Below are 20,427 nucleotides of genomic sequence, written 5' to 3'. Positions count from 1 at the left end.
CGACCCGCTGAAAGCGAGTTGAGATCATAGGGTCAAACCCCCGCCCGACCTTGGACTGACTCCGGCGAATGGTTGATGCTCATGGACGCCCCCGCCCGGTAGATTTCCACTCGTGCGGCTCGCCCCCATCAAATCGCGAGTGCCGCTGGGAAGCAGCATTCGCGTCACTGTGTATGTCGGAGACCCACTTGAGGGCACCCTTGTCGACATCGACGACGAATGCCTGATCATCAGCGACATTTGCGGCAATGAGATCATCCTTGAAGCGAATGCCATCGCTATGGTGGTGCGTACCTCCTCGGACCCGGACGGTGCTGTCGGCACCGGCCGCGGCGGCGAGGAACCTCGACCGCCGGTGCCGGCGGTCGAGCCGGTCGGCGAACCGGTGGTGCGGCAGGCGGCGTTGCCGGCCGCGTCGCAACCGGCGCTCGCCAAGCTGACGCAGCGGGTCCGGGCAATTTCCCTGGAAGTACCGCTGGTCGAGTGGGACGTCTATGACGGCGATCTCAGCGCTGAGCTCCGTAGGCGGTTGCACCGGGATCTCGTGGCGGAGCGGAACCGGTACGAGTACGCGGTCAAGACCAAGGAGGCGGACCGCATCCTCCAGTGCGTGTCGGGTCTCCGCAAGATCGCGGACGACTACCAGGCCCCGGACGCGCTGCAGATCGCGGGCCGCATGCTGTGGCGGTTGGGACGTCGCGAGCAGGCTCGCGACCTGTTCGCCGACGCGGCTGACGCGCTGGAAGACAGCCTCTCGTGCTTCGATCTCGCGATGGCCCAGTGGCTGACGGGTGAACGGGACTATGCCCCGGCGACGCTCCGCCGCTGCATCCACGCCGACTCCCCGCCGCTCGCCCTGGCGCTGACCGCCCTCACCGCGATCGTGCTGACCGAGGGCACCGGACGGGCCGAGCTCGCCGGACTGGTCCGGGACGCCGCGCAGTGGCCGGCCGGCGATACCCGGCTCGCGGTGCTGCACTGCGGCCTCATCTGCGTGTCGCCAGCCGAGCTGAGCGGGTTCCCCGGCGACCAATGGGACTCGGCCGACGCTGCGCCGGAGACGTTCCTCGTGCTCGCCGAAGCCTTGCACGCCGGGTCCTCGCCGGACACGGTCGCCGACGCTCCGGCGCCGCCGCCCAGCACCGAGCCCGCCGCCGCGACGGATGAGCCTGCCGTGGTCGCCGAGGCGGCCCCCTCGGTGGAGGCCCTCGCGCTCGATGTGCACGCCTGCTTGAATCGTAAGGATCTCCCCGCCGCGGAGCGCGCCCTGGCGCAGCTCCGCAACCTCGCCCCCCAGGATTCCCTGACCTGGAACGCGGAGCGCGCCGTGTCGAACGCGCGCAACGATCCGGCGTCGGCCGCGCCGGTTCCCGGCCCGCCGAAGGCGTCCGTGCGCAAGACGGCGGTCAAGTCCGCCGGGAACCCCACGCGGGGCAGCAGCCCGCTGACCCTGGCGGAGGACGCGTTTCGCCGGGGCGACCTCGAAGAGGCCAAGGACCTGTTCCGGCATGCCATCGCGCAGGGTGACCAGCCGACCCGCGCGGTGCGCCGCTTGGTCAACATGCTGTCCACCCGGTTGAAGGACCGCGAGGAGGCGCTGGCGGTCCTCGACGAGAACAAACGCCTGTTCCGCACGCCCACCGAGCTGTGGGGCTGGTCCCAGGACCGCAGCACGGTGCTTGAGCACGCCGGGCGCTGGCCGGAGGCGATCGAGCAGCTACGCCCGATGATCACCTCGGCCCCGACGAGGGACGACCGCATCCGGGTGGTACGGCGGATGACCGCGGCCCTGCTCAAGAGCACCCGGCACGAGGAGGCCAAGGAGCTGCTGGAGGAGGAGCTGCGGCGGCACCCCCGGCAGCGGTCCTTGGAAACCCTGCTCGAGCAGCTCAACACGGCGATGGAGACGAACATCTGGTCGGTCGTCGAGATGACGCTGCAACTTCAGGCGGAGACGACGACCGAGCTCTCCCCGCTGCTGGCGTTCCACCTCGACCGGTGCGAGTACTGGGGTGTCCCGGCCGAGAGCCGGGCACGAGGTCAGTACACCGAGGAGGACATCGAGCGGGTCGACCGCCTGGTCTCCGGGCGCGCCCGGACCCGCCTGCTCGGCACGGACCTGCCGCGCGAGCGGGCGGAGGCCAACCTGTCCGCAGCCCGCATCATGCAGGACCTGGGGATCACCGACGACGGCTTCCGGAAGCGACTGCGGTACTTCGCCGCGGCCATGGGCGACGCCTGCGCACTGGAGGCTCGGGTCACCGCCGACGTGATCCGCGCCTATTACACCGAGGCGGTGAGCGTCAAATCGGACTGGGACGACGTCGTCGACTTCAAGCTCCGCCAGCTCGTCATGTCCTTCACGCTCGCGAACGTGCAACTGCTCGAGGACGGCAAGGTACCGCCGCTGGAGAAGGCACTCGCGCTCGTCATGCGGCAACGGCACCTGGCGCCCAAGGTCCTCGGCGCGTTGCTGGCGCTGCCGACCCAGGGCGAGGTCCCCGCCCGGCTGATCCGGCGAATCTGGGCCGATCGCCTCACCCGCGAACTGTTCCAGCAGGCGGTCGCGGCGCACCTGGGCTGGTCGACACCGCTGAACGAGCAGGCCTCCTTCACCGCGGCGTGGGCGGCGGCCGCGGAGCAGGATCGTAACCGCCGGCGGGCCTATCGCCAGATCAATGCGCTGACCGAGGTCGGCCCCGCGCTCGCGGCGCTCGACCGGCACGGCGCGGAACTCAACCGGATCTACGAGGAGATGCGCGATCTGGCCTCGACGACGGACCTGTCGCGGGTCGCGAGCTGCCTGCAAATTGTCAGCAGCCTGCGCCAGTACTCGGCGCAGGGCGCGTACGTCGAGCGGGAGCGGCTCTTCGGCTCGGTGCACACCGCCATTCGGGACCTGGTGGCCGAGTTCGAGACCGCGCCAACGGTGTTGTCGGTGGAGTCGCTGCACCCGTACCTGTTCGCCCTGGATCACGAACTGGAACAGGACTTCCAGCGCTACTCGGCCAAGGCGGCTCCGGAGAACCTGAAGGTGGAGGTCGTCCTCGACCGGTACCTGCCGGGCGCCGGCGAGGTCACGGTGCAGCTCCAGGTTTCCAACGGGTTCGACGCCATGCCGGTGAGCAACGTGGAGCTGGAGGTCGTGCACAGCTCGGAGTACACCGCCGCCAAGAACACGGTCCCGGTGGCCGAGTCCATCGGCGCCGGGGAGTCCCGGACGTGCCAGCTATCGCTGATGGCCACCCCGAACGCGATCGAGCAGGAGCTCATCACACTGCACACCCGGGTCGGATTCACCCTGCGGTCGGGGGAGCGGGTCACGGCGCACGTCGAACCGAAGTCGATCCGCCTGCACCCGGACGACGACTGGGTCGAGATCCCGAACCCGTTCAGCGCCGGCCTGCCGGTGGAGGATCCGGGCATGTTCAAGGGCCGGGACAAACTCATCGCCGACCTCATCGAGACGGTCGGCGATTCCCGGGGCAGCGTCATCGTCTACGGGCAGAAGCGGGCCGGCAAGTCCTCCGTGCTCTACCACCTGCGGGAAAAGCTTCCGCCGCCCTATCTGGCGGTGAGCTTCAGCATCGGCGACCTGGCCGGCGCCAACACGTTGGGCGACCTGCTCTATGCCATCGGTATGGAACTGCACCAGGTCCTGAGCGAGCGCGTCGAAGACCAGGCGCTGCGCGCCGACGCACCCCCCGAGCCGGACGTCGAGCAGATCAGGCTCGCGCCGCAGCTCAAGTTCAACGACTACATGCGGCGCCTGCAGAAGTGGCTGAAGGACGGGTCCGGCCTGGCCGACAGCACGCTCGTGCTGCTCATCGACGAGTTCACCGTGATCCATACCAAGATCCGCACCGGCGAGCTGCCCAACGACTTCATGAAGGGCTGGAAGGCGATGCTGGAGCGCGGGTACTTCCGCTGCGTGCTCGTCGGCAACGACCTCATGCCCAGGTTCATTCTCGAGTACCCCAACGAGTTCCAGGTGGCGCTGCAGAAGCGGGTCTCCTACCTCGACGTCGTGTACGCCAAGCAGCTCATCGAGGACCCGATCCCCCTGCCCGGTCAGCAGAGCCGGTACCGGGGCAACGCCGTCGACCTGATCCTCGGCCTCACCGGCTGCAGTCCCTACTACATCCAGCTCTTTTGTCACGCCCTGGTCCATTACATGAACCAGCCCGATGTCCGCGCGGCGGTCATCGGGCCCGCCGATGTGGACACGGTGGCGAAGAAGCTGATCGCGGAGCTGGACCGGAACCAGTTCGACAACCTGCTGACGCCGGGCGACAGCGAGGTGACCGACATCAGCGACGACCTGGTCATCGAGGTGCTACGGGCGACCCACCGGGACACCGGGCGCTACATGTACCACGAGATCAATCGCAACGCCCACCCGGACGCCGAGCGGGTCATCCAGGATCTGGAGCGCCGGGAGGTGGTGAAGCGAATCTCCGGCGACCGGGTTCGCATCCGGGTCGGGCTGTTCAGCGAATGGCTTCAGCACCAATGGGCGTGAACCCCTACGCGAACTACGGCCTGATCGTCACCGGGGCGGAGTTCGTCGGGCGCCAGGACGAGATGCGGTCGGTCCGCAGCCGGACGTTCAGCTCGCTGGCGCCGGTCTCGATCGTCGGGGCGCCGCGGATCGGCAAGTCCAGCCTCGCCCAGCAGGCCCTCGACAGCTTCGCCATGGGCGAGAGCCCGGCCGGGCTGGTCTTCGTCCCGGTCTGGATCACGGTCAGCGGCGCCGATTCCGAGCAGTCGCTGTTTCGTGAGCTCGCGGACCTGATACAGGAGTGGCTCGACGATCGTGGGAAGCCCACCGATCGGCTGCACGTGGCGTACGCCGCGCTCAACGCCGCGGTCACCTGGGACGACATGTGCCGCTGCCTGAAGGCGTACCTCCGGCAGGTACGCCGGTCCGGCTATCAGGTGGTCGCCGTGCTCGACGAGTTCGACGCGGCGCGCAACGTCTTTACCCGGGCGGCCCCGTTCGAGTTCCTGCGGACGCTCGCGCACGAGGAGAAGTTTCGGGTCGGGCTGATCATCACGTCCCGCCGCAGCCTGGGCGAGATCGTGGTGAAGTCCACCGCCGAGATGTCGACGTTCCCGGGGATATTCGGGCAGTCGGTGACGCTCGGCTGCTTCACCGCGCCGGAGCTTGCCGCGCTGATCGGGCGGTCGCCATACCCGGACGGGGAACTGCGCGACGCCCTGGCCGCGTGGCTGACGATGGAGACCGGGGGCCATCCTTTTCTGTCCTCAGCGCTACTGTCCGTGTTGCACGAGCGGTGGGAATTCTACGGGCTGTCCGCGGACGGGGCTCTGGACCAGGACTGCCGGGATGCCGTCGCCACCTGTGGCCAGCTCGTCGTCGACTACTACAAGTCGATGCTCGAGCTGCTTCGCGAGGAGAACCGGCTCGGCAAGCTCCTCGAGGTGCTCTTCGGGCCGCAGGAGACCGCAGGGCCGTTGGATGCCGAGCGGATGGCCCGCGAGGGCATCATCAAACCGACCAACGACGGCTGGGCGGCCTTCTCCGAGAGCTTCGGCCAGTACCTGCTGCTGCTGGAGGACACCCGGACGTCGGACGACTGGCAGCTCTGGCACCGGACGGAGACCGGACTGCGCGCCGCGCTCACCTCGGCCCTGGAGAGCGCGTACGGCGAGTCGTGGCGGGTCACGCTCGCGGACAGCCAGTCGAGGCTCGTCCGGGAATGCCAGAAGCGACAGGAACGCGACCGGGCGTTCGGGGAGGTGACCGACGAAGACAGTCTTTTGGACTACACACATCCCCGAGAGTTGCTGCAGGTCATGATGCTGCACTGGCAGCAGGTCGAGCCGTTCTTCGGCCATGACAAGCAGGACTGGCATCAGCGGCTCGAACTCATCGCCAAGGTCCGCAACCCGATGGCCCACAACCGGAACGCCGGCACGTCGCCAGCGCTGATGGAGCATTTCCGGGCCGCGTGCCGCGACATCCTCGACTGGCTCCCGGCGTCGGCCGCCGGTCAGCCGGCCTAACGCCTGTTCATAGCTGAGGCCGGGCTGCGGCGGGCCCGCTTCTCGGACGGCCCGCGCACGTGGCATACGTCGCGGCGTCCAAGTGGATCGGCCGGGTGCCCGGCACCCCGCGGTGATCGTGGGCAGCCCGGTCGCACACCGGGAAGGCCGAGTAGAGCGCGTAGCGCCGGCCCTGCTCCAGGTGCACCTCCTTGAGCTGGTTCACCAGCGGGCCGAAATCCGAGTCCTGCGAGAGGATGACCAGCGTCGAATAGTCCTGTCGCCAGGCGCCGTTGAGCGCCAGCGTGGCGAGCTTGATGTCGGCGCCCTTCTCTTTGCGCCGCCCGGCGAACGGATTCACGTGCGCGCAATGCGGGCACACGACCTTTCGGTCGATCGGGGTGCCGCAGTCGGCGCAGGACATGTCGGAGTAGCGGAAGCTCGCGGCCACGTGACGCACCCCGGCGTTGCGCAACCCGCGCAACCGCTTGCGCCAGGTCATGAACTCGGGCTCCTCGCCGGGCTGCTTCTGATTGGGCAGCGCCATCACCACCGCGACGTCGACCAGCGTTTCCTCGCCGGTCTGGTTCGCGACATGGGCGGCCAGGCGGTCGATCGGGAAACTTCTCGCGGCGCTGTAGCCGAGGCAGGCCCTCGTCGTGACGTAGTGATTCCACCCATCAACCAGAACGAGACAGCCGCGCGCCATGTCCGCACCCCATGAAGGCAGTAGAAACCCCGCCGGGGGCCAAAAGAGCTCTTCGCAGAGTCGGCGCTAGCGGCGGGGGCACGTTCAGTTTAGCAAAGAAGCGGCCGGTAGCTCCATAGGTGACAATGCGTACATCCGGTGACGAGAACGACCGGTGGGAGGCCCCACACCCGGGAGGCCTCCCACCCTCGCGCTGCCGGTCAGCGCCGCCGCTGCGGGATCACGCCGCGGCCTGCGTCTCCGGCGGTTCGATCTCCTCGGCCACCCCTCCCTTCTCGTTGGACCCGACCTTGAAGCTGAGCAGGGTGCCCGGTGCGTACCTCTGCACAGCGGCCCGGGGGGTGAAGACGTGGTGCGAGTTGCCGAGTTCGTCGGTGACCCGCAGCCAGCCGTGCGCCTTGCCCTCGGGCAGCCGGAGGGTCCCCTCGGCGTAGTCGCCCACCACGAGGATGCCGACGGCGAATCGCTTGCGGTTGTTGTCGGCGTGGCCGGCCGCGACGAAGGCCGCCCGGCTGCCGACGGCCAGCGACTCGGCGGCGTCCTCGGGGTAGACCATGTGGCTGCCGCGGAAGTAGAAGTCCTCACCGGTCCGCTGGTCGCGGATGAAGCCGAAGTTCGCCTCGGGCTTCCAGCAGGTCACCTCCCCGACGTGTCGCTCCTCCGGGACACCCGGCTTGCCGGCCGGCCGGACGACGGTGAGCTGCGGGCTGACCACCGGCGCGGCGACCGGGCGCATCCGGTCCGCGGTGCTGGTCACCCCCTCCGACTTCAGGCCGTGCAACTGCTGGTCCCAGAAGACCTCGTAGTAGTCCACCGGCTGGTCGAAGCCTTTGAGCGGAATGCGCTGGATGTCCCCCTGGTACTGCTCCGGGGTACGCCCGAGCGCCGTGCCCACCCGGCTGGCGATCCGCGTCATGTTGGCCGCTGCCGCGGTCGCCCGGTCGATAAGGATCCCCTTGGGCGAGGCCGCGTCGCACAGCCGCCGTGCCTTGTCCGCGACCATCCCGACGTAGTCGCGGCCTCCGGTCGGGGTGAGGAACGCGACGATCGGGCCGGTGCCGACGCCGACGCTGCAGTTGAAGTCCACCGCGCCCTTGCCGCCGGTCCGCCCCTGGTTGGCGTCGTTGATCGCCTCCTGTACCTGGATCGCCATGTTCACCGCCTCGGTCGCCCGGTCGCCGTCGAAGGAGATCATGATGCCGTCCCCCAGGTACTTGATCTCGGCGTCCGGGTTGCTGCGGAAGGCGATCGTGGTCACGGTGTCGTACAGGAAGCCCAGCGAGGGAAGCCAGCCGGCCTCAGGCTGCTGCTCCTTCATCGCGGTCGAGCCGACCTGGTCGATGAAGACGACGGAGCGATCCTCGCGGGACTGCGGGTCGGCGAACGAGTCACGAAGCTGGGTGGTCATGGCGGTCCTGCCTTCCTTGTGCTGCCGGATGGTGGTGGCGGGTCGTACGCGAACCGGACCGCGCCGAACCCTTCTAACGGACAGGGGCTCGCATGGCCCGGCCCTTGACACCGGACGCCGCGCTGGTAGCGTGAAAGGCCCGATTGAGCGGGACGAGCCTTGAGCTCACTACTGCGCTTCGCGCAGGACGCGCCGGCCACCGTGGCCGATCCCACCTAGCTGGGTTTCTGACCAGGAGCGCGTCCATGCCTTCGTCGTTCTGCCCCGCCATCCACACTTGCCTGCCCCAGACCGCCGCGATCGCCTGGAGCGTGACGCGCCGGGCACGGCAGGCCCGACACGATGGGCGCCAGGCCGGTAGCTGCCGCGGCGCCGCTCCCTTCGGCCCGCACGACCTCGCCGCCCGGCTGCCCCGGCAGGCCTGCGAGAGCACCGGCTGCGTGGACCTGTTCATGGACGTATGGCTGCACGCGCACACGGCGATGCACGCCAGGTTCGGCGACCCCATCCCCGAGGACACGGACGCGGCGCTCGCCTACTTCAATGCCACCGCGCGCGCTCAGTTGCAGGAGATCGGCCGCCGCCGGCGAGCGACGAAGGGCGGCGTCGCCAAGCCACAGCGAAACGACGGGGTGATCGGCCGAGTCGCCAGATCCTTCGGCGATCCCTGGCTGGCCGACGTGTTCCGGTTCCTGCTCGGCTACGCGGCGTCCGCCGGCGGCGAGGCGGACGGCTGGCCGCTGGACGTGCTCGCGCTGCGCAAGTCCGACCGGGACGGGCGCGATCGCCCGATCGGCAGCGCGGCGACCCGGGCGGAGCTGCGCGCCGACGTCGAGGCCTGCCTCGACGGCATCCGCCGCGCGGCGGGCGACGGCTGGCTGTACGAGTGTCTCCTGCTGCCGCTGGCCAATCGAGGTGGTCTGGCGCCGCTGCCGGACGACCTGGAGCACACCAATCCGGGCAGCTACGCCGACGACGCGCACCTCGACGGCGGGGCGACCGCGATGCTCCAGGATCTGGTGCGGCGGGCGCACGCCGGCGCGAGCCCGCAAGCCGCGCTGCGGTCCGCCGTGGCGGCGTGGCTCGGCGACGGCCCGTGCCCCGCGGAATGGGCCCGCAAGAGCGCGGACGACCTCGCCATGCGACGGCTCGCCAAGGCGCTGATCGCGGATCTGACCTCGGAGCTGAAGGCGGCATGACCGGCCGGTCGGGTTCGAGCCACGGTGATGATCATGGGAAAGATATGGCTGCCCCGATAGCCACATCTTTCCCATGATCTGTGAATCGCCCGGCCCGGAACCCGCCGTCCCGGGTCCAGCGGCGATCATGAGCGACAGACACCACCCGCACGACTGTGCGTCACGTCCGGGCTCGAAGATCGTGATGGTGGTGGCTGGATGTTGTCCGGTGTTGGCGTTGTACTTGCGGTCTGTCGTTCGGCTGGTACGCGGAAGCCCGGGGCGCGGCTTCGGGCGCGTCCCGGGCTTCGGTGGTGTCGGGTTCAGATGAGCCAGCGGTTGCGCTGGACGATGGGCAGTTTGGCCCAGTGGCGGCCGAGGCCCCAGGTGTGGCCGGCGTAGGCGAGGGCCAGGACGATGAGGACGGCGGCGTAGATGATGTGGTAGTCGATGAGGGGGTTGGTGGAGCCGGCGGGGGTGCCTTTGGCGGTGTGTTGGGCGAGGGGGTATTCGGCGAGCCACATGCCGGCCATCATGAGGGTGCCGGAGGCGGCGGCGATGCGTAGGCCGATGCCGGCGGTGAGGGCGATGCCGATGCCGAGCAGGCCGAGCATGAACAGCCAGTTGGCGTACCAGGTGCCGGCGATGGTGTGGAAGAAGCTTTGGAGGGGTCCGACGTCGACGTTGGCGAGGAAGCCTTTGGTGGGGCTGCCGCCGTTGATCCAGGCTTTGGCTTCGGGGGTGGCGTAGCCGAGGCCGAAGGTCTTGTCGAGAAACGCCCAGAGGAAGACGAAGCCGGTGGTGTAGCGCAGCACCGCGAGGGCTTTGGCGGCGGTCTTGGTGAGCATCGAGCCGGGGGCCTCGACCCGCTCGAGGTGACTGGCCTGGTGGATGTGTGCGGTGCTCATCTCGGCCTCCTGCCGTTCGCTGTTGACACACACATCGTCATCCCCGGCCGGTGCCGGGCGCTCGTGCCGAACCTCCCCAACCGGGCGGGACCGAAGTCCCCTCCCCTCCGGGACCTCGGACCGGCCGACCCGCCACCCCACCCACCGGCCTTGGCGCTCGGACCCGGCACCAGCGGACCCGCCCTCGGCTTCCTTCCGACCTACCGTTCGACGCCGGTGCGGCGAGAACGGATCGAGGGCCTGCGGAGGCGGCAGGGCGACGGGTCAGGTCGTGGCGGGCATCCACCGCTCGAGCAGCGTGGGGTCGGCGACGGCGGACTCGACCTGACGACGCTCCTCCATGGTGAGGACCAGTTGTCTCAGCCTGGCTCCCCATTCCGGCACCCGTTCCGGCTTCTCCAGCGTCGTCGACAGCTCGATGAGCACGGCCAGCGCTACCGCCTGCTCCACGGCCGACGCGCTGTCGCCGTGGCGACGCAGCCCTGAGTTCAACACGCGGAACGCGGCCAGGTCGTCGTGCTTGAACTCGCGCAGGATTCGCGCGTTGTCCAGGACCCGGGCGAGCCCTTGAAGCTGCTTGGATCCTCCGTACTCCAGCTCCGCCGGCTCGTCGCGCTGGATGAAGACGATCGAGTTTCCGGACGGGTCCATGACGGTAAACCGTGAGGCGCCGGGCCGGTACCGCGTGATCCGGGGCAGCCCCTTGACGAGCACCTTCCCGTACGTGCGGCGCATCGCTTCGGTGAACGCCGCGTGGTACGGCGCGACCACGTCGACCATCACCAAGCACCCGCCGGTTCTCTCCTGGGCCGGGTCCACGCCGCTGGGTGCGCGCCCGTAGTGCAGGTCGAACCCGCTCCACTGGAACGCCAGGTACAGATACGGCTTCGTCTGCTCGTACGTCACGGCGAAGCCCAGGGCGCGCCAGAAGGCCAGGGTCTCCTCCGGTGCGACGCAGGGGAGCAACGGCACGGTGGTCTCGTTGGGCTGGACACCTTCGTCAGACATGGATTGCACCTCATCGTTCGACGAGATCGGCGACGCAGTAGTCTCCCAAATCCGCGATCACCGTGCACATGCGCGAAATCGACGCTGGTTCGCCGGCCAGGGGCATGACGAGGACGCCAATGCCGAACTGGAGACGGTCGTGACCGCCGATCCCACAACACAACGGCCAGGTCATGACGGAAAGGCCAAGGGTCCGCTAGCTGCGCCGTATGATCCCGGTCGTGACCGCCACGACGACGGCTTTCCCCGAACAGATGGCGCGGCGACCTGCCGGCCGGGTTCGGGGACTGCTGTGAACCCTGACCTTGCCGGCCTGCGCACGGGCGACCTCGACACCCGGGAGGAGCACCTCTACCGGCTGCTCGACCGGGCCCGCGACCACGACGATCCGTCGGCGATCGCGGCGCTACGGGCAATGGTTCGCGACTACCCCGACTACCATCGGTCGCTCTTCACCCGGGCCATGAATCAGGCGGCCGTGTTCGCGGACCCCGGCCTGCGCGGGCCGCTGCTCGACGCGCTGGCGGACACGCGGTACAACTGCCAGGCCTGGGCGGCGATGGGCTGTGCCGCGATGGGCGTCCGCGAGGCCGTGCCCCATCTGGTCGACCTCCTGGATCATCCACAGTGGATCGCCGTGGACGAGGCGATCAAGGCGCTCGGTGTGCTCGGCGACGTCTCCGCCGTCCCGGCGCTGCGCCCGCTGCTCGGCGACGGCGCCGAGTGGGTGCGCCAGCGTGCCGCCGACGCGCTCGCGAGGATCGGCGGTCCCGAGGCCCTGGAGGCGCTGTGGGACGAGTTCGAGCACCGTCGGTTCCCGCGGATCGGCTACATCGCCAGCGGCCTGGCCCTTTTCACCCCGGACATCATCCCGCGGCTGGTCGAGGCCGCTGCGGACCGGGATCCGAACCGTCGCTACTGGGCCGCGGTCGCCCTCGGCTCGACCGGCGACGAGCGGGTCGTGCCGACCCTGGAGCGGCTGCAGGCCGAGGACCGCGGCGCGACGGTCTTCGACGGCGAGGTCCGCGTCGCGGCGAAGAAGGCCCTGCGCACCGTGCGGCGCATCCAGGCTGCCGTCGCCGCGCGTGCGGGCCAGGCATAACGGCGGCAACTGTCGACCGCCGGGCCGACCGTGCGTATCGGCCCGCGTGAACACGCACGGTCGCCGGATAGCCCGTCCCCCCGCGGTTGCGGTGTGGCTACGACACCGCTCGTCGTGCCCGGCCCGGCGCCCGACTTTCGCCCCCGCCGGAGCTGGGGTGAGCGATGAGCCTGGCCGTCGTCGTCGAGGAATGGCCGAGGCATCCTGGGGTAGCGTCGCAACGAGCAGGCGCGCCGGGCGGGTGATGTTCACACTGTAGGCAGTGGACCGCCGGCTCGTGGCGTCGGTCGCGGGAATGGATTTCCACCGTTGACGAGGAGAGGACTCCCGCCGTGAGCAAGCTTCTGGACAAGGCCAAGGAACTCTTTGCCAAGCACGATCGCAGCGTCGACAAGGGCTTGAACAAGGCCGGCGAGCAGGCCGACCAGCGCACCGACCAGAAGTACACCGAGCACATCGACAAGGGTGTACAGGAGGCCAAGAAGCGCACGGGAGAAGGCGACACGACCAGGTAGGGGCATTAGCCGCGAATCTGGTCGAAATCGTCACACGGAAACCCTCCGGCGCACGGCCGGATGGTGGCCGTGTGGAACTGTCCGGGTGGGAGTCGGTGCATCGTAACCCTCTTCGGGTAAGGTCGAACCGGGTGGGAGTTTGTCGCCGGCGATTGGCGACGGACGGGCTTCCCACCACCATCAGGAGGAACGTGTGGCTCGCGGTACCGTCAAGTGGTTCAATTCCGAAAAGGGCTTCGGCTTCATCCAGCAGGATGACGGAGGAGCGGACGTCTTCGTCCACTACTCGGCCATCGCCAGCGGTGGATACCGTGAGCTCACGGAGGGCCAGAAGGTTGAATACGAGGTGACCCAGGGGCAGAAGGGTCCGCAGGCGGAGAACGTCCGCGGCGTCTGACCTGCCCCGGCAGGGACCTAAAGCAAGGATCGAGCGCCCGCACAGTCTCTGTGCGGGCGCCGCTTTGTCATGGTGGCGTACGTCCCCGCAACGCCTTGGTGGCCGCGGCGTTGAACTGTGCGTACCTTGGGGCCCCACGTAACGGCGATTGACACTCAATGCGGTATTTCGAGGCCGGCTCGTGAGAGCGCTCTCTTGGTGAGTCGTCGTTAGGAGCTGCCGTGTCCAGATCTCGTCACCGCCTGCGAACACCGGTCCTCTTGGTGGCCGCCGCAGCCGTCATCGGCTTCACCGCGACCCTCGTCTTCCCCGGACGGACAGGCGCCGCCGACGCGGCCATCAGCGGCATCACGTGGCAGGACGAGTTCAACGCGCCGGCCGGGACACCGGTCAACCGGGCCAAGTGGCGGTTCGACATCGGTGGCAGCGGCTGGGGCAACAACGAGCGCCAGTACTACACCGACAGCACCCGGAACGCGGCCCACGACGGGCAGGGCAACCTGGTCATCACGGCGCGCCGGGAGAATCCTGACAACTACCGGTGCCACTACGGTCGGTGCGAGTACACCTCGGCCCGGTTGCTGACGGCCGCCACGTTCACGCGGACGTACGGCCGCTTCGAGGCCCGGATCAAGATTCCGCGGGGTCAGGGCATCTGGCCGGCGTTCTGGATGCTGGGCAACGACCCGGGCAGCGCCGGCTGGCCGAACGCCGGTGAGATCGACATCATGGAGAACATCGGCAAGGAGCCCAACACCGTCTACGGGACCATCCACGGTCCCGGCTACTCCGGTGGCGGCGGCATCACCGGCAGCCGCGACCTCGGTCGTCCGCTCGCCGACAGCTTCCACACCTACCGGGTGGACTGGGGGCCGAACTCGATCGTCTGGTACCTCGACGGGGTCCAGTACCACCGGGTTGATCCGGGCAGGCTCGGCGGCAACCGGTGGGTGTTCGATCACCCGTTCTTCATGATCCTCAACGTGGCCGTGGGCGGTAACTGGCCGGGCCACCCGGACGCCTCGACGCGGTTCCCCCAGCGGATGCTCGTCGACTACGTCCGGGTGTCCGGCTACACGTCGGGCGGCGGTCAGACGCCCGGCACGACGCGGATCAAGGGTCAGCACAGCGGTCGCCGCATCGACATTCCAGGCGCGAACCCGCTCGACGGCGCCAGGCTGCAGATCTCGGACTGTGACGACACCACCGCCGCGTGCCGGGCGACTCCATGATCATGGGAAAGATCTGGCTAGCGGGGCAGCCATAGCTTTCCCATGATCATGTGATCGAGCGGGCTGGCGGTGGATTGCGGCGGATCGCGTGCCGGCCGGCTCGCCTCGGCGTCCGAGGCCCGCGCCCGAATTATCGGCCTGATCCGGGTTGAGAAGGGGCTGTTTGGGCTGAACTCCGCGGCCTTGTGCCCGAGGCGTCGCCCGCCCGGAGCGCCGGTCTTCAAGCTGCTCGCCCATCCCAGATTGCTGGGATGGGCGATCGCGCCCGTGTGTATCAGCCGGTGCGACACGCGCACCGCACCGGCGGCGGTTGACTTCTGGACTCGAAGGCGGTCCGACGACTCAGCCGACGCCGACGGTCTGTCGCTCGGGCTCGATCAGGGCCACGACGCGTTCCTGTCCTCGGGGGTAGGGCTGATCGGTGAACTTGGTGACCAGCCGGTCGATGATTTCCCACGCCGGATCGCCCTCGACCCATTCCACGACTCGTCCACGGACGACAACCGGCGTGAACGGGTTGTCGGCGGGTGCGATGGACAGCGCCAGGCGAGGGTCGCGGCGCAGGTTGCGGGCCTTACGCGTGTCTGGGCCGGTGAAGAAGGCGACCCGATCGCCGTGGGTGCCGACGTAGACGGGGGTGGTGTGCGGCGAGCCGTCCGGGAGGACGGTGGCGAGATGGGCGATCGAGGCGCCGTCGAGGACGCAGCGCACGTACGGGTCAAGCATGGGAGTGCTCCTTTCGGCGGGGATTGTGATGTCGAGGTAGGGGTCGGCGCCGAGGCAAGCCGGGGGCGACCGCATGCGGCTTGGTTCGACCGATGTACACGTCGGTCCGGCGGTAGGAGGTGACGACGGCGTCGTGTCCGAGGTCGCCGAGCCCGCCGGTGACGAGGATCATCGGACCACCTCGTAGTGCGGGTGCGTCACGCCGGAGCCGAGCGGCACAGCACCACGAGCCGGGGACGGACGTCCCGGTAGGCGGGGTTGACCGGGCACATGCTCGACGCTATCGGCGGCGTGAAGGCGGGTCTTGAATGAAACGCGCAGGCTCAGACCCGCAGTGGCGGCCTGCTACGAGTGGCGAGGAAGGGTGTGTAGGAGGCGGAGTGTTCATGGCCGCAGGCGCAGCGATCGACGGTGCCCCCGAGGAACCGGCTCGGGGGGAGGCCGGTCAGGCGCAGGCACTCACGGCTGAGGTGTGCCTGGTCGGCGTAGCCCACGTCGACCGCCAACCCCGCCACGCCGTCCGCGCCAGGCCGGCCCGAGGACCTCGCGCCGGCCTGAGCCAGCGCGAGAAATCCCTGAAACCGCAACGTGCGCTGCAGGACCTTGGGACTCACCCCCACCGCCTGTAGGCAGCGGCGGCGTAGCTGGCTGGCGGAGAGCGCCAGGTGGGTGGCCAGGGCGTCGATGTTGACCGGATGCCACGGCATCAACGCCTGCACGGCTTCGCGTACCAGCGGATCCACGTGCGCCGCGCCTCGGAACTCCCGCAAGAGGTGGGCCTGTAGACCCGTGAGCGCCCGCTCGGGCGTCTCGGCCCGGGCCATCGCCTCCACGAGGCGGTCTGCCGAACGTCCCCACAGCTCCGCCAGGCTCAGGCGCTGGTCTACCAGGTCGTCGAGCACCGCCGGCAGGGGCGGCGCAGTCCCTGGCCGAAACCGCACGCCCACGATGGTGGTGCGCGGCGGGATGATCTCGATCTCCGGACCGGTCAGCGGACCGACCAACTGGGGACGGCCGCCGATCGGAAAGTGCATCTCGACCCCGCCCGTGGGCAGGTGTCGTTGCGCATACGCCGCGGCACCGGTGCGCTGGATCCAGACCGTCCGCACGACGCCCGCCAACCCCGGCAAGGGCGGACGCTCGACGTAAGAGTCCATCGCGGCCATCCTGGCACTGCGGCGAGCACCCTGTCGACGGAGCTTCGCGACCGTATCGGGGGGCAGGCGGGGTCGATGTGGACGGGACAGGTCTTCCTGGCCGACAGGGTCGCCGCCGCCACTTTCGCCGTTGGCGGTGGGTAGCAGCCGGCCGGTGGGGTTGCCCCACTGGGAAGTATCGGCGGCTCGCTCAACGGCGGCGTGCATGTCGGTTGCACCGCCATTCGTGAATGCCGTCCGATGGGCGTGGATCGAGCTTCGTCACTCGTGGGACAGCAGGACCGACAGCACCTGGGTGGTGTACGCCTCCCGCTCCCGTTCGTCCGTCGGTAGCAGCTCCGGCAGGCGGGCGGCGAGCTGCGACTGACCCAGATACGCGGAATAGGCCAGCAGGGCTCGGTGCCGCGCCTCGTCGGCGCCGAAGCCGGCTTCGGCGAGTAGCTGCACCACGTATTGGAGCCGGCGGGCAGCGACCCGGTGTACGACAGGGCCGACCGACGGGTGGTCCGCAGCCGCCATCAGACCACCCTCCAGCCGCCCGGCGGCGGCGTGGCCCAGGACCGTGGTGAACAACACCCGCAACTTCTCCGTCGGGCTGCCACCGGCCTCCACCAGGGCGATGACGGCGTCGGTGCGGGTCTGCTCCCACAGCCGCAGGGCGGCGTCGATGAGCGCGTCACGGTTGGGGAAATGCCAATAGAAGCTGCCTTTCGTCGCGCCGAGACGCGCCGCGAGGGGCTCGACGGCGACGGCCGCGAGGCCGGAGTCGGCGATGACACCGAGGGCCGCGCGCGACCAGTCGTCGGCGGTCAGACGTCGTTGTGCCATTTCCATACGGTAGCGTATGGTGTCGACCATACGGCACCGTATGGAGGTAGCGATGCGTAACGTCCAACGCCGCACCATCGACGCACCCGCCGAGGTGGTAGGCGCGCTCATCGACCGACTGGCCAGCCCCGACGATCGAGTGTGGCCGGCACACGCCTGGCCGCCGCTGCGCCTTGACCGGCCGCTGCGGGTGGGTGCCGTCGGTGGACACGGACCGATCCGCTACTCCGTCGAGGAGTACGAGCCGGGCCGGCGAGTCCGGTTCCGATTCGATCCGGCCATCGGTCTCGAGGGTCATCACGAGCTGCGGGTCGAAGCGGCCGGTCGGCGTGCCGTCCTCGTCCACGAGCTGACCGGCCGAGCAACCGGCGCGATGACCCTCAGGTGGCCGCTGGCCATCCGATGGATACACGAGGCCCTCATGCACGACGCCTTCGACAACGCCGAGCGGGCCGCCACGGGTGCCGTCGACAGACCGGCGCGCTGGTCGCCGTGGGTGCGCCTGCTGCGCCGCCTCCGTGTGCCGGCTCCACGGCGGGTACCACTGCCGGCCGACGCGCGGTTGGCACGCGGCGCTCTCGACCGCGTCGACCTCATGGACGCGTGGCAGGGCGGCCGTCCGTCCGGCGCGAGCGCCGATCCGGCAGCCTGGCGGGAGAGAATGTTCACGCGGCCACCGCGCTGGGTCGCCGGCCTCATGGCGCTGCGCAACCGGATCCCCGGGCTGGAGCGGCTCGAGCGCCGCACTGTGTTCGCCCCGCTCGCGACAGTAGACGACGAGATCCTCTTCGGCGCCGACACCCGCCACTTCGACGTGCGCATCTCGCTGTACCTCGGGCCAGCCACTGTGGTCTGTTCCACGCTGGCCAGGCCACGCACCCGTCGCGGACGGATGTACCTGGCGGTGGTGCGCCGAGTGCACCCGCTCGTGGTCCGGTCCATGCTCGCTCGCACCGTCCGGGCGGCGCCGCGGCCTGAGCCGTCACTCGGCTGAAGGCCATTCAACACGTACCGTCAGCGACGAGGCCGCGTAGTTGAGCCCAACGGCCCCTTTGCCAACCGACCAAGGCCCGATAGCTCGGTCGCTGGGCGCGGAGGTGTGCCGCCGAGGTGTGCCGGCCGCCCGGGTTCATGATCATGGGAAAGATGTGTGGCTGCCCCGATAGCCAGATCGTTCCGATGATCATGGAGTCGCCCGGAGCAGACGGGACGGCCGTCACCCTTGCGCGTCGTCGACGGGGATGTCGTTGACGGGGAGCTCGGCCAGCAGCGCGGTCCCGTGACCCGGCGGGCTCGCGACTTCCATGTGGCCGCCGAGGGTTTCGACGCGGTCCCGCAGGCCGATCAGGCCGGAGCCTTTGCCGGGAGTGGCTCCTCCGATGCCGTTGTCACGGATGGAGAGCCGGAGGTTCGCGTGATCCGCTTCGATGTCGACGTTGACTACAGTTGCCCTGGCATGTTTTGCGGCGTTGGTGAGCGCTTCTGACACGATGTAGTACGCGCCGATCTCGACCCGCTCGGGCAGCCGTCGGTCGATGGCCAGCATGAGTTCGACCGGTGTCGAACTGCGGCGAGCGAGGGCCTTGACGGCCGGTCCAAGCCCGTGCTCGGACAGGATCGCCGGGTGCAGGCCCTGGGAGATCTCCCGCAGCTCCTGGTGGACGCAGGTCACGCTCTTCACCGTTTCCGATAGCTGCTGCCGGAGGGAGTCGAGGCCGGTCGGCAGCAGCGCTTCTAGCCCGCGTAGTTGGAGGGCGATCGCGACGAGACGTTGCTGTGCGCCATCGTGCAGATCGCGTTCGAGGCGGCGGCGGGCGTCGTCGGCGGCGGCGACAACGCGAGCGCGGGACGCAGTGAGCTGCGCGTGGCTCTCGGCGTTGGCGACGGCGGTCGCAACGAGTTCCGTGAAGTCGGCCATGCGTGCTTCGGTGTCGGCCGGCATCGGCTCGGGCGCCATGGACCCGTGGATGGCCGCGCCCCAGAGGCGCCCCCCGACCACGATCGGCACGCCGACACCCGAGCGGATTCCCATGTCCTGAATCAGCTCGGCGATGCTGCCGACGGCGTGTTCGTAGCTGTTCATCCGGGCCGCGCGGCCGGTGCGCAACACCGTGGCGAGGACACTGTCGCCGTCGAGGTCGAATGACCGCACGCCGGACAGCCAGCCGCGAGCCGCGACAATGGTGGCCGTGCCATCCGGCTCGTAGCGCAGCAGCGCCGTTCGGTCCCATCCGAGGAACCGGCCCAACTCCTCGATGACCGCGTCGAACACCTCGTCCGGTGGGGCGCCACGCGCGACCAGCGTCGCCACGCGCCGCAGTGAGGCCTGTTGTTCGGCAAGCGAGGTGGCCTGTTCACGGCTCGTCTTCAGCGAGTTGGTGATCGTCTCGCGGTCGAGCGCCGCGTGCAGCAGTGAAGCCATGGGCGGGACGACGCGCTGCTGGAGGCGTGCGAGTATGTGCTCGGACAGGTCGGCGGGGACCAAGAGAGTGCCCAGGCGGGTGTCGCCGTCGCACAGCGCGAACGCGGCCCGCCGCTCGTCCGCGGCGACCGCGTCGAGCTCGATCGCCGCCGACGGCAGCTCAAACGCCTGCGCCAGCCGCTGTGACGCGGCACTCAGTGCGGAGCGCAACTCGGCGGCGCCCAGCATGAGGTTGGCCAGCTCGGTCGCGAGGTCGGCCTCTCGACGGCGCTCAGTCGCCTCGGCGGTGCGTAGCCGAGCCCGGGACGCGAGGATGCTGACCAAGAGCCCGGCGGCGGTGAAGACCAGGAGCCGTACGACGTCTTGGCCGGAGGTGGCGACGGTCAACCGCCCGAAGGGCGGGATGTGGAAGTAGTTGTAGGCGAAGGCGCTGAGCACCGACGTCACCGCGCCCAGCCTGGCCCCCCACACGGTCGAGACCACGAGGACGCCGATCAGGTAGATCGCCCCTTTGGGGCTCTCGGCGGTGGCTGCCTTGATCGGGTACAGCAGCAGTGTCTCCGCGATGATGAGCAACGCAGCGACCGCGAGCCCGAGCGCGAGCGGTGGCGGCCTCCGGCTCGGCAGGACCGACATCAGGCGTCCCATGAGCGATCGCCGTTGTTTCGCGCCATGACGTGTGGGAGACGCGCTCGGCCCGGACGGCGACCGGCCACATGCTGACGATCGTTGTGCGTGTTGTCGCAAGCCCATGTCGCTCTTGGCGGGTTGTGGCAAGTATCACCATTGTACCCTCGGTGTCGACTGGCAAGCGCAACGCGATTTCCA

The 20,427-nt window shown here is 69.3% G+C and carries 17 protein-coding genes; 8 read left to right on the top strand and 9 right to left on the bottom strand.

The genetic code is table 11. The features are described from left to right. Positions 1–286: 286 nt before the first annotated feature. On the top strand, positions 287–4,522 hold the full coding sequence (locus Drose_RS35155; protein ID WP_260725512.1) for a hypothetical protein: 4,236 nt from the start codon (positions 287–289) through the stop codon (positions 4,520–4,522). Then, positions 4,519–6,030, top strand: a complete 1,512-nt coding sequence (locus Drose_RS35150) for an ATP-binding protein (protein WP_260725511.1) — start codon at positions 4,519–4,521, stop codon at positions 6,028–6,030. Before Drose_RS35155 ends, Drose_RS35150 begins: the two co-directional genes overlap by 4 nt. 7 nt (positions 6,031–6,037) lie before the next feature. Here Drose_RS35150 and Drose_RS35145 read toward each other — a convergent pair whose 3' ends face one another. Continuing rightward, the gene (locus tag Drose_RS35145; protein ID WP_260725510.1) at positions 6,038–6,718 is read right to left on the bottom strand and encodes an NYN domain-containing protein; all 681 of its coding nucleotides are present in this window, start codon (positions 6,716–6,718) and stop codon (positions 6,038–6,040) included. Positions 6,719–6,938: 220 nt separating this feature from the next. Further along, positions 6,939–8,126, bottom strand: a complete 1,188-nt coding sequence (locus Drose_RS35140; protein ID WP_260725509.1) for an adenylate/guanylate cyclase domain-containing protein — start codon at positions 8,124–8,126, stop codon at positions 6,939–6,941. Positions 8,127–8,371: 245 nt separating this feature from the next. Between Drose_RS35140 and Drose_RS35135 the strand changes: the two genes are divergently transcribed. Beyond that, positions 8,372–9,325, top strand: coding sequence for a hypothetical protein (locus tag Drose_RS35135; protein ID WP_260725508.1), 954 nt, complete (start codon positions 8,372–8,374; stop codon positions 9,323–9,325). Positions 9,326–9,627: 302 nt separating this feature from the next. Here Drose_RS35135 and Drose_RS35130 read toward each other — a convergent pair whose 3' ends face one another. The 3 genes from Drose_RS35130 to Drose_RS35120 all read right to left on the bottom strand — a co-directional run bounded on the left by Drose_RS35130 (position 9,628) and on the right by Drose_RS35120 (position 11,395). Continuing rightward, a complete protein-coding gene (locus Drose_RS35130; protein WP_390891269.1) occupies positions 9,628–10,212 on the bottom strand; it encodes a hypothetical protein in 585 nt (194 codons plus the stop codon). 264 nt (positions 10,213–10,476) lie between these two features. Beyond that, entirely contained in the window at positions 10,477–11,220 is a 744-nt protein-coding gene (locus Drose_RS35125; protein ID WP_260725507.1) for a VOC family protein, read from the bottom strand. Positions 11,221–11,230: 10 nt separating this feature from the next. Beyond that, positions 11,231–11,395, bottom strand: coding sequence for a hypothetical protein (locus tag Drose_RS35120; RefSeq protein ID WP_260725506.1), 165 nt, complete (start codon positions 11,393–11,395; stop codon positions 11,231–11,233). A 117-nt stretch (positions 11,396–11,512) separates the two neighbouring features. On the opposite strand from Drose_RS35120, the gene Drose_RS35115 reads away from it, so the two are divergent. The 4 genes from Drose_RS35115 to Drose_RS35100 all read left to right on the top strand — a co-directional run bounded on the left by Drose_RS35115 (position 11,513) and on the right by Drose_RS35100 (position 14,466). Next, positions 11,513–12,322: a HEAT repeat domain-containing protein gene (locus Drose_RS35115; protein WP_260725505.1), complete on the top strand. Its 810-nt coding sequence runs from the start codon at positions 11,513–11,515 to the stop codon at positions 12,320–12,322. A gap of 332 nt (positions 12,323–12,654) precedes the next feature. Continuing rightward, positions 12,655–12,837, top strand: a complete 183-nt coding sequence (locus Drose_RS35110) for an antitoxin (RefSeq protein ID WP_260725504.1) — start codon at positions 12,655–12,657, stop codon at positions 12,835–12,837. Positions 12,838–13,030: 193 nt separating this feature from the next. Then, positions 13,031–13,234 (top strand): cold-shock protein, encoded by a 204-nt coding sequence (locus Drose_RS35105; RefSeq protein WP_259865589.1) that lies wholly within the window; start codon positions 13,031–13,033, stop codon positions 13,232–13,234. Positions 13,235–13,455: 221 nt separating this feature from the next. After that, complete coding sequence (locus tag Drose_RS35100) at positions 13,456–14,466, top strand: glycoside hydrolase family 16 protein (protein WP_260725503.1); 1,011 nt, start codon at positions 13,456–13,458, stop codon at positions 14,464–14,466. A 342-nt stretch (positions 14,467–14,808) separates the two neighbouring features. On the opposite strand, the gene Drose_RS35095 is transcribed toward Drose_RS35100, so the two are convergent. The 3 genes from Drose_RS35095 to Drose_RS35085 all read right to left on the bottom strand — a co-directional run bounded on the left by Drose_RS35095 (position 14,809) and on the right by Drose_RS35085 (position 17,177). Further along, the gene (locus Drose_RS35095; RefSeq protein WP_260725502.1) at positions 14,809–15,192 is read right to left on the bottom strand and encodes a PPOX class F420-dependent oxidoreductase; all 384 of its coding nucleotides are present in this window, start codon (positions 15,190–15,192) and stop codon (positions 14,809–14,811) included. A gap of 323 nt (positions 15,193–15,515) precedes the next feature. Beyond that, complete coding sequence (locus Drose_RS35090; RefSeq protein ID WP_260725501.1) at positions 15,516–16,349, bottom strand: helix-turn-helix domain-containing protein; 834 nt, start codon at positions 16,347–16,349, stop codon at positions 15,516–15,518. 261 nt (positions 16,350–16,610) lie between these two features. Then, the gene (locus tag Drose_RS35085; RefSeq protein WP_260725500.1) at positions 16,611–17,177 is read right to left on the bottom strand and encodes a TetR/AcrR family transcriptional regulator; all 567 of its coding nucleotides are present in this window, start codon (positions 17,175–17,177) and stop codon (positions 16,611–16,613) included. A 52-nt stretch (positions 17,178–17,229) separates the two neighbouring features. Between Drose_RS35085 and Drose_RS35080 the strand changes: the two genes are divergently transcribed. Next, complete coding sequence (locus tag Drose_RS35080; RefSeq protein ID WP_260725499.1) at positions 17,230–18,171, top strand: DUF2867 domain-containing protein; 942 nt, start codon at positions 17,230–17,232, stop codon at positions 18,169–18,171. 222 nt (positions 18,172–18,393) lie between these two features. Here the strand turns inward: Drose_RS35080 and Drose_RS35075 are convergent, their stop codons facing one another. Further along, positions 18,394–20,247, bottom strand: coding sequence for a sensor histidine kinase (locus Drose_RS35075; RefSeq protein ID WP_260725498.1), 1,854 nt, complete (start codon positions 20,245–20,247; stop codon positions 18,394–18,396). Between the last annotated feature and the right edge of the window lie 180 nt (positions 20,248–20,427).

Origin of the sequence: Dactylosporangium roseum (assembly GCF_025264685.1) — a bacterium.
In the GTDB taxonomy this organism is placed as follows: Bacteria; Actinomycetota; Actinomycetes; order Mycobacteriales; family Micromonosporaceae; genus Dactylosporangium; species Dactylosporangium roseum.
This window is presented reverse-complemented; position numbering and strand designations above follow the sequence as displayed.

What these genes read in the sequence shown, in the direction of transcription:
- Drose_RS35090 (WP_260725501.1), bottom strand. Translation starts at nt 16,349, where the DNA reads ATGGACTCTTACGTCGAGCGTCCGCCCTTGCCGGGGTTGGCGGGCGTC.
- Drose_RS35095 (WP_260725502.1), bottom strand. Translation starts at nt 15,192, where the DNA reads ATGCTTGACCCGTACGTGCGCTGCGTCCTCGACGGCGCCTCGATCGCC.
- Drose_RS35140 (WP_260725509.1), bottom strand. Translation starts at nt 8,126, where the DNA reads ATGACCACCCAGCTTCGTGACTCGTTCGCCGACCCGCAGTCCCGCGAG.
- Drose_RS35135 (WP_260725508.1), top strand. Translation starts at nt 8,372, where the DNA reads ATGCCTTCGTCGTTCTGCCCCGCCATCCACACTTGCCTGCCCCAGACC.
- Drose_RS35130 (WP_390891269.1), bottom strand. Translation starts at nt 10,212, where the DNA reads ATGAGCACCGCACACATCCACCAGGCCAGTCACCTCGAGCGGGTCGAG.
- Drose_RS35080 (WP_260725499.1), top strand. Translation starts at nt 17,230, where the DNA reads ATGCGTAACGTCCAACGCCGCACCATCGACGCACCCGCCGAGGTGGTA.
- Drose_RS35075 (WP_260725498.1), bottom strand. Translation starts at nt 20,247, where the DNA reads ATGGGACGCCTGATGTCGGTCCTGCCGAGCCGGAGGCCGCCACCGCTC.
- Drose_RS35085 (WP_260725500.1), bottom strand. Translation starts at nt 17,177, where the DNA reads ATGGCACAACGACGTCTGACCGCCGACGACTGGTCGCGCGCGGCCCTC.
- Drose_RS35145 (WP_260725510.1), bottom strand. Translation starts at nt 6,718, where the DNA reads ATGGCGCGCGGCTGTCTCGTTCTGGTTGATGGGTGGAATCACTACGTC.
- Drose_RS35125 (WP_260725507.1), bottom strand. Translation starts at nt 11,220, where the DNA reads ATGTCTGACGAAGGTGTCCAGCCCAACGAGACCACCGTGCCGTTGCTC.
- Drose_RS35120 (WP_260725506.1), bottom strand. Translation starts at nt 11,395, where the DNA reads ATGACCTGGCCGTTGTGTTGTGGGATCGGCGGTCACGACCGTCTCCAG.